The 15,187-nt window shown below is 42.0% G+C and carries 16 protein-coding genes; all 16 read left to right on the plus strand.

Going from position 1 to position 15,187, the window contains the following annotated elements; translation table 11 throughout:
* Window positions 1–57 precede the first annotated feature (57 nt).
* On the plus strand, window positions 58–933 hold the full coding sequence (locus ACNQGS_RS10350) for a YicC/YloC family endoribonuclease (protein ID WP_491487231.1): 876 nt from the start codon (window positions 58–60) through the stop codon (window positions 931–933).
* A 60-nt stretch (window positions 934–993) separates the two neighbouring features.
* Window positions 994–1,257 carry an extracellular matrix/biofilm regulator RemA gene (remA, locus tag ACNQGS_RS10355; RefSeq protein WP_213116381.1) on the plus strand — a complete coding sequence of 88 codons (264 nt, stop codon included), beginning with the start codon at window positions 994–996 and terminating at the stop codon, window positions 1,255–1,257.
* Window positions 1,258–1,269: 12 nt separating this feature from the next.
* Entirely contained in the window at window positions 1,270–1,884 is a 615-nt protein-coding gene (gene gmk / locus ACNQGS_RS10360) for a guanylate kinase (RefSeq protein ID WP_213140809.1), read from the plus strand.
* Window position 1,885: 1 nt separating this feature from the next.
* Window positions 1,886–2,104, plus strand: a complete 219-nt coding sequence (gene rpoZ / locus ACNQGS_RS10365; RefSeq protein WP_491487232.1) for a DNA-directed RNA polymerase subunit omega — start codon at window positions 1,886–1,888, stop codon at window positions 2,102–2,104.
* Window positions 2,105–2,168: 64 nt separating this feature from the next.
* On the plus strand, window positions 2,169–2,357 hold the full coding sequence (locus tag ACNQGS_RS10370) for a hypothetical protein (protein ID WP_491487233.1): 189 nt from the start codon (window positions 2,169–2,171) through the stop codon (window positions 2,355–2,357).
* Between the two features lie 122 nt (window positions 2,358–2,479).
* The gene (gene coaBC, locus ACNQGS_RS10375; RefSeq protein ID WP_491487234.1) at window positions 2,480–3,694 is read left to right on the plus strand and encodes a bifunctional phosphopantothenoylcysteine decarboxylase/phosphopantothenate--cysteine ligase CoaBC; all 1,215 of its coding nucleotides are present in this window, start codon (window positions 2,480–2,482) and stop codon (window positions 3,692–3,694) included.
* Window positions 3,691–6,102 carry a primosomal protein N' gene (priA, locus tag ACNQGS_RS10380; RefSeq protein WP_491487235.1) on the plus strand — a complete coding sequence of 804 codons (2,412 nt, stop codon included), beginning with the start codon at window positions 3,691–3,693 and terminating at the stop codon, window positions 6,100–6,102. The genes coaBC and priA overlap by 4 nt, the downstream gene beginning before the upstream one ends.
* Window positions 6,103–6,277: 175 nt before the next feature.
* Complete coding sequence (gene def / locus ACNQGS_RS10385; RefSeq protein WP_491487236.1) at window positions 6,278–6,763, plus strand: peptide deformylase; 486 nt, start codon at window positions 6,278–6,280, stop codon at window positions 6,761–6,763.
* On the plus strand, window positions 6,760–7,704 hold the full coding sequence (gene fmt / locus ACNQGS_RS10390) for a methionyl-tRNA formyltransferase (protein ID WP_491487237.1): 945 nt from the start codon (window positions 6,760–6,762) through the stop codon (window positions 7,702–7,704). Before def ends, fmt begins: the two co-directional genes overlap by 4 nt.
* 1 nt (window position 7,705) lies before the next feature.
* Complete coding sequence (rsmB, locus tag ACNQGS_RS10395; protein ID WP_491487238.1) at window positions 7,706–9,058, plus strand: 16S rRNA (cytosine(967)-C(5))-methyltransferase RsmB; 1,353 nt, start codon at window positions 7,706–7,708, stop codon at window positions 9,056–9,058.
* 3 nt (window positions 9,059–9,061) lie between these two features.
* A complete protein-coding gene (gene rlmN, locus ACNQGS_RS10400; RefSeq protein WP_491487239.1) occupies window positions 9,062–10,150 on the plus strand; it encodes a dual-specificity RNA methyltransferase RlmN in 1,089 nt (362 codons plus the stop codon).
* A 4-nt stretch (window positions 10,151–10,154) separates the two neighbouring features.
* Window positions 10,155–10,907 (plus strand): Stp1/IreP family PP2C-type Ser/Thr phosphatase, encoded by a 753-nt coding sequence (locus ACNQGS_RS10405; protein ID WP_491487240.1) that lies wholly within the window; start codon window positions 10,155–10,157, stop codon window positions 10,905–10,907.
* Entirely contained in the window at window positions 10,907–12,889 is a 1,983-nt protein-coding gene (gene pknB / locus ACNQGS_RS10410; protein ID WP_491487241.1) for a Stk1 family PASTA domain-containing Ser/Thr kinase, read from the plus strand. The genes ACNQGS_RS10405 and pknB overlap by 1 nt, the downstream gene beginning before the upstream one ends.
* 37 nt (window positions 12,890–12,926) lie before the next feature.
* Complete coding sequence (rsgA, locus tag ACNQGS_RS10415) at window positions 12,927–13,808, plus strand: ribosome small subunit-dependent GTPase A (protein ID WP_491487242.1); 882 nt, start codon at window positions 12,927–12,929, stop codon at window positions 13,806–13,808.
* Between the two features lie 2 nt (window positions 13,809–13,810).
* Entirely contained in the window at window positions 13,811–14,455 is a 645-nt protein-coding gene (gene rpe / locus ACNQGS_RS10420; protein WP_491487243.1) for a ribulose-phosphate 3-epimerase, read from the plus strand.
* Window positions 14,456–14,503: 48 nt separating this feature from the next.
* Complete coding sequence (locus ACNQGS_RS10425) at window positions 14,504–15,154, plus strand: thiamine diphosphokinase (protein WP_423801672.1); 651 nt, start codon at window positions 14,504–14,506, stop codon at window positions 15,152–15,154.
* Window positions 15,155–15,187 lie beyond the last annotated feature (33 nt).

Here is a 15,187-nt window from a genome sequence, read left to right on the forward strand (position 1 = left end):
TTACCTTTTGGATTTTTTGGCTTATAGCATAAATTCAAAGAATGGATGTGCGCCTAGATGGTTGTAAGTATGACAGGCTTTGGAAGAGGCCGGGCAGAATCGGATTTCTTTATCGTGAATGCCGAAGTGAAGTCGGTTAATCACCGCTTTACTGAAATAAATATTCGAATGCCAAGACAGCTATTAAAAATAGAAGATAAAATTAAGAAGAAGCTGAATCAGTATATCCGCCGTGGCCGGTCGGAGGTATATATCAACATTGAAGGTGCAGGTCTAATTACTCGAAAACTTCAAGTTGATTGGAAATTGATTGATGAATATTATCAGTTTATCGAACAGGCAAAGAGCAGATATGGATTTGAAGGAAAAGTAACCCTTCAGGATTTGCTCCTTCGTGCAGACCTATTACATATTGAAGAAAATGAAGCCGGTAATGAAGAGCTTGAAAATTTAGTGCTATCCGCTACAGAGGAAGCGGTCATCCTGTTGAAACAAATGAGGCTCGCGGAAGGCGCAGTTTTAAAGAAAGGCTTGCTTGCTATTATTGCCCAGTTGGAAACCCATGTAAAGGAGCTCCAAAATTATGCGCCTGAAGTGGTTCAGCTATACAAGGAGCGAGTTTTAAAGAGAATGCAGGAGTTTACCGGCGGTCAGGTGGACGAGACAAGGCTTTTGACAGAAGTGGCTGTTTTTGCCGAAAAAGCCGATATTAATGAAGAGATTACCAGATTGACAAGCCATCTGGAGCAGTTTGTGCAAACATTAAATGAAGCTGAACCGATTGGAAGAAAACTTGATTTTATCGTTCAGGAGATGAATCGAGAGGTCAATACCATCGGGTCAAAAGCAAATGATGCAAAAATTGCCAAGAAGGCAGTTGAGATGAAAAGCTTGCTTGAGAAACTGAAGGAGCAGGTTCAAAATATCGAATAGGATTTGTTTAGAAATGCATTGACACGGTCAAAATATATTATTAATGATTGGATGATTTTCATGGCAATTAAATTAATTAATATTGGTTTTGGTAATATTGTATCGGCAAATCGAATTATTTCTATCGTAAGTCCCGAATCAGCTCCTATAAAAAGAATTATCCAAGATGCCCGGGACCGCGGGTCATTAATCGATGCTACATACGGAAGACGGACTCGGGCTGTTATTGTAATGGATAGTGACCATGTTATTCTTTCCGCCGTTCAGCCTGAGACAGTAGCGCACCGCTTAACGGACCGTGAGGATACTATTGAAGAAGGGTAGGATTTTAGTAATATGCCAGAAAAAGGATTGTTAATTGTACTTTCCGGTCCATCAGGGGTTGGTAAAGGAACTGTACGAAAAGAGATTTTTTCACAGCCTGATACGGCTTTTGAATATTCTATTTCAGTTACAACCCGAAAGCCTCGTGCTGGAGAAGTGGATGGAGTGGATTATTTTTTCCGAACCCGCGAAGAGTTTGAGGAAATGATCAGGCACGGCAAGCTGCTTGAGTATGCTGAATTTGTTGGTAACTATTATGGCACGCCAGTGGATTACGTCCGGCAAACCCTAGATGAAGGCAAGGATGTTTTCCTAGAGATAGAGGTCAAGGGTGCCCGCCAAGTTCGTGAAAAATTCCCTGAAGGTTTATTTATTTTTCTGATGCCGCCAAGTCTATCGGAATTAAAAAACCGAATTGTGACAAGAGGAACGGAAACAGAAGATATTATTCATAATCGGATGCTGACAGCCCGTGAAGAAATTGAAATGATGGAATTATATGATTATGTTGTTGAGAATGACCAAGTGGAACTCGCCTGCGAACGCATTAAAGCGATTGTAGTTGCGGAGCATTGCCGCAGGGAACGAGTAGAAAAACGTTATAAAAAATTGCTGGAGGTTGATTAGAATGTTATACCCTTCTATCGATTCATTGCTGGAAAAAATTGATTCAAAATATTCGTTGGTATCCGTGGCAGCTAAGCGTGCCCGCGCCATGTCGCAGGCAAAAGACGAAAGACTGCCAAAATACGTTTCCTACAAATATGTTGGAAAAGCACTTGAGGAAATTTACAGTGGCGAGCTAACCTACCGCATTGCCAAAAAAGCAGATAACTCTGCTGAATAAATGTAGAAAACCATTTAACGAAGGCTTGACATAACAGTCAGCCTTTTTATTTTTCGTAAAACTTATGAATGCATTTTTCCTTCTGTTGATTGGAGCGGAAGGCGCTCGACTCCTGCGGGAGTACGGGGCAGGGGAGACCCCACAGGCGCTTAAGCGCCGAGGAGGCCCCGTACCGCCCGCGGAAAGCGAGCGCCTCGGGACAGGCAAAGAGCAGCCTGTCCCTGCGATGATTATTCAAGAAAGATTCCCTTAGTGGAACGGAAATCAATAGACCCATTAATAGAATTTTGTCGAATTCAAATAGTAAAAGGTGAAAAATAAGTAAAATTCAATCATAATAGAGGAAAAAGTGTTTACATAAAGCGGGGGAAAAGTATGTTAACCAATAAAAAAATATTATTATGCGTAACAGGTGGAATTGCTGTTTACAAAGCAGCGGCCTTGACAAGCAAACTCGTTCAAGCCGGTGCCCAAGTAAAGGTTATAATTACCGAATCAGCCAGCCAATTCGTAACCCCATTAACCTTCCAAGCACTTTCACGCCATGAAGTTTATACAGATACATTTGATGAAAAAAATCCGCAGGTCATTGCCCATATCGACTTAGCCGACTGGGCCGATTTGGTCCTCGTGGCACCAGCCACTGCCAATACGATCGCCAAATTGGCGGGCGGGATTGCTGATAATATGGTCACGACTATGCTGCTTGCAACAACGGCACCTGTCTGGATTGCACCAGCCATGAACGTTCATATGTATGACCACCCAGCGGTTAAAAAGAATCTTGACACTTTAGCGGACTATGGATATCGCTTCATCGAACCAAGCGAAGGCTATCTTGCCTGCGGCTATGTTGGCAAAGGACGTTTAGAAGAACCAGAGAAAATTGTTGAATTAATCCAAGGTTTTTTTGCCAAAAAGGAATTTAAACCGCTTAAAGGGAAAACAGTCGTGATTACGGCTGGACCGACAAGGGAAAAAATTGACCCTGTCCGTTTTATATCCAATCATTCAAGTGGAAAAATGGGTTATTCCATTGCAGAAGAAGCTAGGAAGCAAGGGGCCCGTGTAGTATTGATTTCCGGTCCGGTTCAAATAACCGCTCCCTCTGGTGTTGACTTAGTCAAGGTGGAGAGCGCGGAGGATATGTATAACGCTTGTATAGAAGTTTTTGATAAGGCGGATATTGTGATAAAAACAGCGGCTGTTGCTGATTACCGTCCCAAAATTGCTTATGATGAAAAGGTGAAAAAACAGCCTGGCGGCACATCGTTAGAGCTTGAACGGACAAAGGATATATTGTTTGAACTTGGCCAAAGAAAGAAAAATCAGGTGCTGATTGGTTTTGCGGCGGAAACAAGTAATGTCGATGAATATGCTCGAAAAAAATTGTTAACAAAAAATGCTGATATGATTGTCGCAAACAATGTGAAGTCCGAGGGAGCGGGATTTGGCACAGATACAAACATCGTCACCCTATACAAACGTGACGGCTCAATTGTTGACTTGCCTTTGATGTCTAAAGCGGACGTCGCCGCGAAAATTATTGAAGAAATTGCTGCACTTCTTAAGGATTTGGAGAAAAAATGAAAATTGCCAGTGTCATTGTAGATGTGCCGGCTAAACAAACAGATAAAGCATTCGATTATCTTATTCCATCCCAATGGGAGGAGACGATTCAACCGGGAATGAGAGTCGTCGTTCCGTTTGGCCCGCGTCATATTCAAGGGTTTGTTATTGAGGTGAAGCGTGAGTCCGAATTCAAACAGTTAAGGGAAATTATTGAACCGATGGACCTTGTGCCGGTTTTGAATCAGGAATTATTAAAGCTTGGAACTTGGCTGACAGACCATACCCTATGCTTTAAGATTTTTGCCTTTCAGGTCATGCTTCCCGCGGCTTTAAAAGCTAAGTACGAAAAAAAGGTAAAACTTGCCCCTGGTGCGGCCGTCGCGGATTTGCAATTGCCGCTCCAGCCATACTTTGCTAACAGCAGCACGCTCAATTGGGAGATAGCATTAAAAAATGGCCTTGTTTCCTATCTACAGCGGGCTTCAGCTGAAGGGCTTCTTGAGGTCTTATATGAAGTCAAGGAAAAGGTTAGGAAAAAACTTGTCCATGTGATAGGCCCTGCTATAGGTGTGCAGGACATGAAGCTAGAGCTGGAGAGGCTGCCTGGAAACGCGGATAAGCAGAAGCAAGTGCTGGCGTATTTTATAGAACACGACAGTGAAATTGAATTGCGGCAATTAACCGAAAAGATTAAAGTCTCCTCGACCACAGTTAAAGCCCTTGTTGAAAAGAAACTGCTTTGGGAAGCGGAAAAAGAAGTCTACCGGGACCCATATGAAAACCGCACCTTTGAACAAACCAGCCCGCTGCCCTTGACAGAGGCCCAAACCACAGCCATTAAACCGATTCTTGATTCGATTGAAGGAAATCAACATGAGGTATTTCTGCTTTATGGGGTTACTGGCAGCGGTAAAACAGAAATTTACCTGCAATCCATTCAGGAGGTCATTGCAAAAGGCAAGGAAGCAATTGTTCTTGTTCCCGAGATTGCTCTTACACCGCAGATGGTCAATCGGTTTAAAGGAAGATTCGGTGATCAGGTTGCGGTGCTCCACAGCGGTTTATCGGCAGGTGAAAAGTACGATGAATGGCGGAAAATCCAACGGAAACAGGTTAAGGTAGCGGTCGGTGCAAGATCCGCTATCTTTGCCCCGTTTGAAAATATCGGCATTATCATTATCGATGAAGAGCATGAGACAAGTTATAAACAAGAGGAAATGCCGCGCTATCATGCTAAAGATGTGGCGATTGAAAGAGCGAAAACCTATTCTTGTCCGGTTGTATTAGGGAGTGCCACTCCGTCTTTAGAATCGTTTGCGAGAGCGCAAAAGAAGGTTTACCATCTTTTGTCCTTGCCGACACGAATGAATAATCAAGCATTACCGTCCGTGGAAATTATTGATATGCGTGAAGAGCTACGCGCCGGGAACCGTTCTATGTTTTCCACGAAACTTTTTGAAATGCTTAAGGACAGGCTTGAAAAAAACCAGCAGTCCGTTTTATTTTTAAATAAACGCGGACATTCTTCGTTTGTCATGTGCAGGGATTGCGGTTATGTTGTCAGCTGTCCTAACTGTGACATCTCGCTTACCTACCATCGGGCCGGAGTTCAAATGAAATGTCACTATTGCGGTTTTGAAAGCCCGGTTCCAAAGATATGCCCTGAGTGTTCAAGCGAATATATCCGCTACTTTGGAACAGGGACGCAAAAGGTTGAGGACGAACTTGGAAAAATTTTGCCCGAGGCCAGGGTCATTCGGATGGATGTGGACACAACAGGCCGTAAGGGTTCACATGAAAGATTGCTGAAGGAGTTTCAGGACGGCAAAGCGGATATTTTATTGGGAACGCAAATGATTGCAAAAGGGCTGGACTTCCCTAATATTACGCTTGTCGGTGTGCTTTCCGCTGATACGATGCTTCATTTGCCTGACTTCCGGTCATCAGAAAAAACCTTTCAATTATTAACACAGGTAAGCGGCCGGGCTGGGCGTCATCAGCTCCCCGGAGAGGTAATTATTCAAACCTATACTCCGGAACACTACAGCATCGAGCTGGCCGGAACACAGAACTATGACCTTTTTTATCAGCGGGAAATGTTTGTCCGAAAAATGCACCATTATCCGCCTTTTTATTTTCTTGCTCTTATTACGGTCAGTCATGAGCAGTTGATGACAGTCATGTCCGCGACAGAAAAAATTGCCCGTTTCTTGAGATCACAGGTTTCTAATCAGGCGGTTGTTCTTGGCCCCTCAGTCTCGCCAATCGCAAGGATTAATAATAGATATCGCTATCAATGTCTGATAAAATACAAGCGGGAACCGAACCTGACAAAAACATTGAAAACAATCATTGATCAGCATCAAAATGAGGCGAAAAACGGACTTCTTGTTTCCGTTGACGTAAATCCGTTTATCCTGATGTAATCTGGGTGAAAATGATTATAAAAGCGGAAGCGCCTTGCTCAGGGGCGACAGGCATAAGACGAGCCGGCGAGAAGGCTGTTCTTTAGCCTTCTTGTCGGATTGGCTTATGACCCCGAGCCCCTAGGCGCTGCAGCTAGAGATTAAACAAGTTAATAAGCTTATTGGAGGAACCGTTTTGGCGATACGTAAAATTGTAAACTACCCTGCGGAGATACTGGAAACAAAATGCCAAGAGGTAGTGAAGTTTGATAAAAAACTGGCAAAAATGCTAGATGATATGTATGACACCATGATTGAATTTGATGGGGTGGGGCTTGCCGCTCCACAAATTGGTGTAGACGCCCGCGTGGCGATCGTCGACATTGATGATGAATCAGGGACGATTGAAATGATAAATCCTTGTGTTCTCGAAACAGCCGGAGAACAAACAGGACCGGAAGGCTGTTTAAGCTTTCCCAATTTGTTTGGGGAAGTATCAAGACCAAATTTCGTGAAAATTGAGGCCTTGGACCGAAAAGGCAGAAAATATATAGTGGAGGCTGAAGGGTTCCTGGCACGGGCTATTCAGCATGAAATCGACCATTTAGACGGGATATTGTTTACGTCAAAGGTATTGCGATATCTCGAGGAAGATGAGTTAAAAGGAGTAGAGGCTGAATGACGAAAATTGTTTTTATGGGTACACCCGATTTTTCAGTGCCAATTTTGCGACAAATTATTGAAGATGGATACGAGGTAATTGGCGTGGTAACCCAGCCAGACAGGCCTGTAGGTAGAAAAAAGGTTTTAACGCCGCCACCTGTTAAGGTAGAAGCGGTAAAGCAGGGGATCCCTGTCTTGCAGCCGGAAAAAATTCGTCATTCAGAAGAGCTCAGTAAAATCCTCGCTTTGAAGCCGGACTTAATTGTAACGGCAGCCTTTGGTCAAATTTTACCAAAGGAGCTGCTGGATGCCCCAAAATTTGGCTGTATCAATGTCCATGCTTCCTTGCTTCCGGAATTACGCGGCGGAGCGCCAATCCACTATGCTATTATGCAGGGGAAAAAGAAAACAGGTGTTACCATCATGTATATGGTCGAGAAATTAGATGCCGGTGATATGCTATCAAAAGTGGAAGTTTCAATTGCCGAAGATGATAACGTTGGTACACTTCATGAAAAACTTAGTGCGGCAGGTGCCAAACTACTTTCAGAAACATTGCCTAGGCTTCTCGAGGGCAAATTAAACCCAGTGCCGCAGAATGACAGCGAGGCGACCTTTGCTCCCAATATTAAGCGAGAACAGGAAAAAATCAATTGGGCCAAAACAGGCGCTGAAATATATAATCAAATTCGCGGCTTAAATCCATGGCCTGTTGCTTTTACGATGTTAGATGGCCAGGTGTTAAAAATTTGGCAAGCGGAGAAAATTATAAATGCCAAGCAGGACGTACCCGGGACAATCATCAACATTGAGCCGGACGGCTTAACGGTCAGCACCGGAGATGATACGGCGATTAAAATTATCGAACTGCAGCCATCCGGAAAAACAAAAATGGCCAGCGAGCAATTTTTACGGGGAGCGGGTTCGAAAATTTCAACAGGCAGTAAATTAGGAGAATAAAATGACAACCAAAGCGAGAACGAATGTACGAGAAGCGGCAATGGACCTTCTTGTTACAATAGAAAAAAATCAGTCCTACAGCAATCTGCTTCTTAATCATGCAATCAATAATAATCAAATTTCGCCAAAGGATATCGGCTTATTAACGGAATTAACCTATGGAACGTTACAAAGAAGAATGGCCTTAGATTTCTTTCTCAAGCCTTTTATAAAAGACCATAAAAAATTGGCGGATTGGATTATTCATTTACTTAGACTTACCGTTTATCAAATGGTTTATCTTGACCGAATTCCTGATCGTGCTGCCATCTTTGAAGCAGTAGAAATTGCCAAAAAACGCGGACATAAAGGAATTGCAGGTTTGGTTAATGGCGTGCTTAGAAGCATTCAAAGAGAAGGACTTCCATCTTTAAATGAAGTTTCCGACCCAATTGAAAGATTATCACTGGAAACGAGTCACCCATTATGGCTTGTGGGCCGCTGGGTCAGCCAATTTGGCTATGAAAAAACAAAAGAAATGTGTGAGATCAATCTGACGGCACCGATGCAAATTGCCAGAGTCAATCTCACCAAGATTTCTCGAGATGAATGCGCTCAGGTGCTGGAAGAAGAGGGGTTTGAAATTGAAAAAAGCCCGATTATTCCCGAAGCGATTAGGTCGTTAAAGGGCAATCTGGCTACTAGCATTGCATTTAAATATGGAATGTTCACAATTCAAGATGAAAGTTCGATGCTTGTAGCTTATGCATTAGGCGCTGAAAAAAATGAATTTGTCCTTGATGCTTGTGCAGCCCCTGGAGGTAAAAGCACGCATATTGCTGAAAAGATGCAAAATACTGGCGAAGTGATTTCCGTTGACCTTCATCAGCACAAAGTAAGACTTATCAATGAAAATGCCCGCCGATTAGGGTTAACAAATATAAAGACAAATGTCTCTGATTCAAGATTGCTGCAGGAAAAGTTCAAGCAGGAATCATTTCATCACATTTTGCTTGATGCACCATGCTCAGGGCTTGGGGTGATGAGAAGAAAGCCTGATATGAAGTATACCAAGACCGAAAAGGATTTAGAGCGTTTAAGCAGTATTCAACAAAGTCTATTAACATCAGTTGCTCCTTTACTTAAGAAAGGCGGCACCCTTGTATATAGTACTTGTACAGTAGATAAAGAGGAAAATGAACATACAGTAAAGACATTTTTAGACAACAATCCGGAGTTTGAGGGAGATTTATCATTCAAAAACAGGATGCCAGAAGCGATTCAACCGCTCATTACTGGATTTGATTTGCAAATATTCCCACAGGATTTTGGGTCAGACGGCTTTTATATAGCCGCTTTAAAAAGGAAGGTGTAACGATTGGAACAATTAAATACAGCAGAGAAGAATACAGCATTGGACAAAAAGAAATCGATTTACTCACTTGAGCTTCAAGATTTAAAGGAATGGCTGAAAGAGAATGGCGAAAAACCATTTAGAGCCGAGCAAATTTTTGACTGGCTTTATAAAAAACGGGTCACTTCTTTTGAGGATATGAGCAATTTATCCATAGGATTAAGAGAGAAAATGGACGCCGCGTTTCAGATTACTACCTTAAATACGGTTATTCAGCAAACATCCTCGGATGGAACGATCAAATTTCTTTTTGAGCTTCATGATGGATATTCCATTGAGACAGTTTTAATGCGTCACGATTATGGAAACTCAGTTTGTGTAACGACTCAGGTTGGCTGCAGAATTGGCTGTACCTTTTGTGCTTCCACTCTTGGCGGCTTAAAAAGACATTTAGAAGCTGGTGAAATCGTTGCGCAGGTTGTCAAGGTCCAGCAAGCTCTTGATGAATCAGAGGAACGCGTCAGTTCCGTTGTCATTATGGGTATTGGCGAGCCTTTTGATAATTACGATAATATGCTGTCGTTTCTAAAAATTATTAATCACGAAAAGGCGTTAAATATCGGGGCGCGTCATATCACTGTTTCAACAAGCGGTATTATCCCGAAAATCTATCAATTTGCCGATGAAAATATGCAAATTAATTTTGCCATTTCCCTGCATGCTCCTAATACGGAATTAAGGTCAAGGTTAATGCCGATTAATAAAGCTTTTAAACTTGATGACTTAATGAAAGCAGTGCGGTATTATATCGATAAGACAGGCAGAAGAATAAGTTTTGAGTATGGGCTCTTTGGCGGTGTTAACGATTCAGTTGAGCATGCCGAAGAATTGGCAGAACTGATAAAAGGGCTTAAATGCCATGTGAATCTGATACCTGTTAACTACGTTCCGGAAAGGGATTACGTCCGCACGCCTAGAGAAAAGATTTTTGCTTTTGAGAAGACGCTAAAAACGCGTGGTATAAATGTAACCATTCGCCGGGAGCACGGACATGATATTGATGCAGCATGCGGGCAGCTTCGTGCAAAGGAGCGAAAAGAGGAGACGATGTAAAGGTATGAAAGAAGTATTTCAAACAGACCGAGGGAAAGTGCGTCTTCACAATGAGGATGCCGGGGGAGTTTTTATTAACCTTGACGGGGACCGCCTTGCCATCGTAGCCGATGGGATGGGCGGCCACCGTGCGGGTGATGTAGCAAGTGAAATGAGCGTATCGCATTTAAAACAAGAATGGGAAAAAACGAAAGGAATTAAAGATGCTGAGACGGCCGAAACGTGGCTCGAGGAGCATATTAAAAAGGTAAATGAAATTCTTTTTGAACATGCCTTAAGCCATACGGAATGTGACGGGATGGGGACGACGATTGTTGCTGCCATCGCCACGAGTTTGTTTGCGACAATGGCAAATATAGGCGACAGCCGCGGTTATATTCTGAATGAATCTGGTTTTAAGCAAATTACCGAAGACCATTCCCTTGTTAATGAATTAGTCAGAACCGGACAAATTTCCAAAGAGGATGCGGAGCATCATCCTCGTAAAAATGTATTGCTGAGGGCATTGGGGACGGAAAAAACAGTCGAAATGGATATTAAAACAATCACTTTCGAAGAAGGCGATTTACTCCTTTTATGTTCTGACGGTCTTTCCAATAAAGTCAGTGGAACAAGGATGAAAGATACGCTGTTAAGCAGCGGCCTTCTCGAGGAAAAAGCGAAAACCCTTATCTCACTTGCAAATGAAAATGGCGGAGAAGACAACATTACATTGGCTATAGTAGAGTTTTTTGAAGCCAGTGAGGGTGGTATGTAATGTTGATTGGTAAAAGACTAAGCGGCCGCTATAAAATCATTGATATGATTGGCGGAGGCGGCATGGCCAACGTTTACCTTGCTCATGATATGATCCTTGACCGGGACGTTGCGGTTAAAATGCTGCGGCTTGATTTTGCAAATGATGAAGAGTTTATTCGGAGGTTTCATCGAGAAGCACAATCTGCTACAAGCCTTGCACACCCAAACATTGTTAATATATTTGATGTCGGCGAAGAAGACGATTTATATTATATCGTTATGGAATTTGTAGATGGAAATACACTGAAACAATACATACAGCAAAATTCTCCTCTTAAGGTGGAAGAGGCAATTGAAATTATGAAGCAATTGACCTCGGCTATTTCTCATGCTCATCATAACCATATCATTCATCGTGATATTAAACCGCATAATATTTTGGTAGACCATGATGGGAATGTTAAAATTACGGATTTTGGTATTGCTATGGCTTTAAGTGCCACTAGTATTACGCAGACCAATTCAGTTCTTGGGTCTGTCCATTATTTATCGCCAGAGCAGGCCCGGGGCGGTATGGCCACTCGAAAGTCAGATATATACTCACTGGGGATTGTTATGTTCGAATTATTGACCGGCAGACTTCCTTTTTCCGGAGAATCAGCCGTATCAATTGCTCTAAAGCATTTACAATCCGAAACTCCGTCCGTCAGAAGATGGAACTCTAATATTCCACAGAGCGTAGAAAATATCGTCTTAAAAGCAACGGCAAAAGATCCATTTCATCGCTATGATACCGTCGATGAAATGGAGGAAGATTTACGGACTGCGCTTGATCCTGATCGACTGTTTGAACCAAAATTTATCATACCGATTGATGATGAAGCGACGAAGGCTATCCCAATTATTACAAATGATAAGTCATTAAAGAATCTAGATGAAACAATTGTTCACAGCAGTGAAAAAAACACTGGCGGTTCGGGTGGCACTTCTGATTCGAAACAAGGAAAAGGGGCAAATAAAAAGCGAAGAAAATGGCCAATCGTTCTTACTTCTCTTTTAGTTTTACTGGTTTTGCTTGGACTATCCGCCTATTTTGTTCCGGGATTAATTACCGCAAAGGATGTCAAAATTCCTGATGTCAGCGGAATGAAGGAAGACGATGCGATTTCAAAGTTAAGACAACAGGGACTGACTATTGATAAGAAAATTAAACTAACTGACGATGAAATCGAAAAAGGCAGTGTTATTAAAACGAATCCTGAAGCGGCTACAGTCGTTAAAGAACAATCAAAGGTAACACTTTATATAAGTACAGGAAAAGAAAAATATGAACTATCCGATTATGTGGGCCGGCAATATGATGATGTTGTTCGTTTGTTGGATAATCAGAATTTTAAAGATATAAAGAAGACTGAGAAAAACGATGACAGCGAACCAGGAACGATTCTCAGCCAAAATCCTTCCGGCGGGAAAAAGGTGGTTCCTGAGGATACTGTTTTGGAATTTGAAGTTAGTAAGGGCCCGGAAAAAATTGTATTAATGGATCTAACACAATATAGTGTAAAAGCTGCACAGGATTATGCGGCATCGGTTGGTGTAACGTTAGATGCTTCTCAGGAACAATATAATGAAACCATTCCAAAGGGTATGATTATTTCACAAGAACCTAAACAAGGAACTCAGCTTCAAAAAGGTGATAAAGTCACCGTGATTGTCTCAAAAGGAAAAGAAGAAAAACCCCCTAAGGAAATAACGAAAGAAGTTACCATTAATTTCGAACCTCCTTTGCCAGGCCAGCCTGGACAAAAACAAGAGGTAAGGATTTATATTGATGATATGAATCACAATATGAGTGTGCCTGCGGATGTCTTCTATATTACAGAAACAACAACAAAGCAAATTAAATTGATTATTGTGGAAGGTAAAAAAGCCAGCTATCAGGTGTTTCGTGATTCTAAAATTATTGCAGAAGAAACAATTAATTACAGCGACGTAGAATAACCTTTTTTAATTAAATCTTTTTACAAGGAGGGCTGCTATGCCTGAAGGTAAAATTGTAAAAGCATTGAGCGGTTTTTATTATGTTCTTTACAATGATGACTTAATTCAGTGCCGGGGTAGAGGAGTGTTTCGGAAAAATAAAATCACTCCCCTTGTGGGGGATGAAGTTGTTTTTCAAGCAGAAAATGACCAAGAAGGGTACATTTTGGAAGTGAAGGAACGCAAAAATGAATTGGTTCGCCCGCCCATTGCGAATGTCGACTTGGCGATTTTGGTTTTTTCCGCGGTCGAACCTGAATTTAGTACCGTACTCTTGGATCGTTTCCTTGTTCTGGTTGAATTTAATCAAATTGAGCCGATTATTTGTATTACCAAAATGGACTTAACAAATGATGTGGAGCAGCAGAAGATTTCGGAGTATGCCGCGCACTATCAGGCCGCCGGTTATGAAGTGATTATGACATCTTCCGAGACGGAAACAGGCATTGAATTATTGCATCCACATCTCGAGGATAAAATATCTGTTTTTGCCGGTCAATCAGGGGTTGGCAAGTCATCTTTGTTGAATGTATTAAGACCAGACTTGGAATTGAAAACAAATGATATCTCCACCCATTTGGGAAGGGGAAAGCATACAACAAGACATGTTGAACTGATAAAAGTCGGCAATGGATTATTAGCGGATACTCCGGGATTTAGCTCTTTGGATTTCACGGATATCGAAGCAGAGGATTTAACCTCCTGTTTTCCGGAAATCTTAAGGGCAAGTGAAAATTGCAAATTCCGCGGCTGCCTTCATCTGAGCGAACCGAAATGCGGTGTTAAACAGGCAGTGGAATCTGGTGAGATTCCAACGTATCGTTACGACCATTATGTCGATTTCCTCCAGGAAATTAAAGATAGAAAGCCGAGGTACTAGTTATGGTAAAAATCGCCCCATCCATTCTTTCAGCTGATTTTGCAAAATTAGGGGAAGAAATCTTAGCAGTTGAAAAAGGGGGAGCAGATTACATTCATGTAGATGTGATGGATGGTCATTTTGTCCCGAATATCACAATCGGTCCGCTTATCGTTGAAGCCATTCGTCCGGTAACCAAACTGCCGCTGGATGTTCATTTAATGATTGAAAATCCGGACCAATATATTGAAGCCTTTGCGAAAGCAGGTGCGGATTATATAACGGTCCATGTCGAATCATGCCGTCACCTGCACCGCACGATTCAAAATATTAAATCCTTTGGTGTAAAGGCCGGAGTTGTCTTAAATCCTGCCACACCTGTAGAGTCAATCCAGCATATTATCGGGGATATCGATATGGTGCTGTTAATGTCTGTAAATCCCGGATTTGGCGGGCAAAAATTTATTCCTGAGGTGCTGCCGAAAATCAAGAAAGTAAAACAAATGGCAGTGGAAAAAGGAGTAGAAGTTGAAATTGAAATCGATGGCGGTGTCAATCCGGAAACAGCAAAGCTATGTATAGAGGCCGGCGCAAATGTCCTTGTCGCCGGATCGGCCATTTATAATCAAGCGGATTATGCGAAGGCCATTTCGCATATAAGAGGGTAAACAAAGTCGGCTTAACGCCGGCTTTTTGTTTAGCAAAAAGGAGTTCAGATGATGATTATTAATATACTCGCCGGAGGTCCGGAGGATCTTCTGCCCGATTTAACGGAATATATCGAAGAGGATGCAATATGGGTGGGTGTTGACCGCGGCGTATTTCATTTGATATCGAGAAGCATTACACCAGCAATTGCCTTTGGCGATTTTGATTCCGTAACAAAAGCGGAATTAGCGGTTATCGAAGATAAGGTTACAAAATTAAAAAAATTTATTCCTGAAAAAGATGAAACCGATATGGAGTTAGCTTTAAACTGGGCATTAAAGCAACAGCCAGAAAAAATCCAACTGTTTGGTGCCACAGGGGGAAGGCTAGACCATTTACTGGCGAATGTCCAGCTCTTAATTCATCCGCTAAACGCCAAAACTGAAACGGAAATTTTTCTGATTGACCGTTACAATATTGCATTTTTAAAAGGGCCAGGCACATATACACTCAAGAAAAGATGGGATAAAAAATATATTTCATTTGTGCCATTAACCCTAGATGTTTTCGGGATTACTCTGGATGGGTTCAAATATCCTTTGAAGAACCGTCATATTTCCCTCGGATCCACACTATGTATAAGTAATGAACTTATTAGCGATTATGGTACTTTTTCATTTTCAGAAGGCATATTATTAGTGATAAGAAGCCATGATTAAAAGCCTCGAAAAATCGGTACTGATTTTGTTCGT

This window comes from Neobacillus sp. PVCKKU3 (genome assembly GCF_058323225.1).

Bases quoted from the DNA above. Each gene is read 5' to 3' on its own strand.
- rsgA (WP_491487242.1), top strand. From the start codon at position 12,927: ATGCCTGAAGGTAAAATTGTAAAAGCATTGAGCGGTTTTTATTATGTT.
- coaBC (WP_491487234.1), top strand. From the start codon at position 2,480: ATGTTAACCAATAAAAAAATATTATTATGCGTAACAGGTGGAATTGCT.
- rpoZ (WP_491487232.1), top strand. From the start codon at position 1,886: ATGTTATACCCTTCTATCGATTCATTGCTGGAAAAAATTGATTCAAAA.
- ACNQGS_RS10425 (WP_423801672.1), top strand. From the start codon at position 14,504: ATGATGATTATTAATATACTCGCCGGAGGTCCGGAGGATCTTCTGCCC.
- rsmB (WP_491487238.1), top strand. From the start codon at position 7,706: ATGACAACCAAAGCGAGAACGAATGTACGAGAAGCGGCAATGGACCTT.
- ACNQGS_RS10350 (WP_491487231.1), top strand. From the start codon at position 58: ATGGTTGTAAGTATGACAGGCTTTGGAAGAGGCCGGGCAGAATCGGAT.
- remA (WP_213116381.1), top strand. From the start codon at position 994: ATGGCAATTAAATTAATTAATATTGGTTTTGGTAATATTGTATCGGCA.
- priA (WP_491487235.1), top strand. From the start codon at position 3,691: ATGAAAATTGCCAGTGTCATTGTAGATGTGCCGGCTAAACAAACAGAT.
- pknB (WP_491487241.1), top strand. From the start codon at position 10,907: ATGTTGATTGGTAAAAGACTAAGCGGCCGCTATAAAATCATTGATATG.
- rpe (WP_491487243.1), top strand. From the start codon at position 13,811: ATGGTAAAAATCGCCCCATCCATTCTTTCAGCTGATTTTGCAAAATTA.
- ACNQGS_RS10405 (WP_491487240.1), top strand. From the start codon at position 10,155: ATGAAAGAAGTATTTCAAACAGACCGAGGGAAAGTGCGTCTTCACAAT.
- ACNQGS_RS10370 (WP_491487233.1), top strand. From the start codon at position 2,169: ATGAATGCATTTTTCCTTCTGTTGATTGGAGCGGAAGGCGCTCGACTC.
- fmt (WP_491487237.1), top strand. From the start codon at position 6,760: ATGACGAAAATTGTTTTTATGGGTACACCCGATTTTTCAGTGCCAATT.
- gmk (WP_213140809.1), top strand. From the start codon at position 1,270: ATGCCAGAAAAAGGATTGTTAATTGTACTTTCCGGTCCATCAGGGGTT.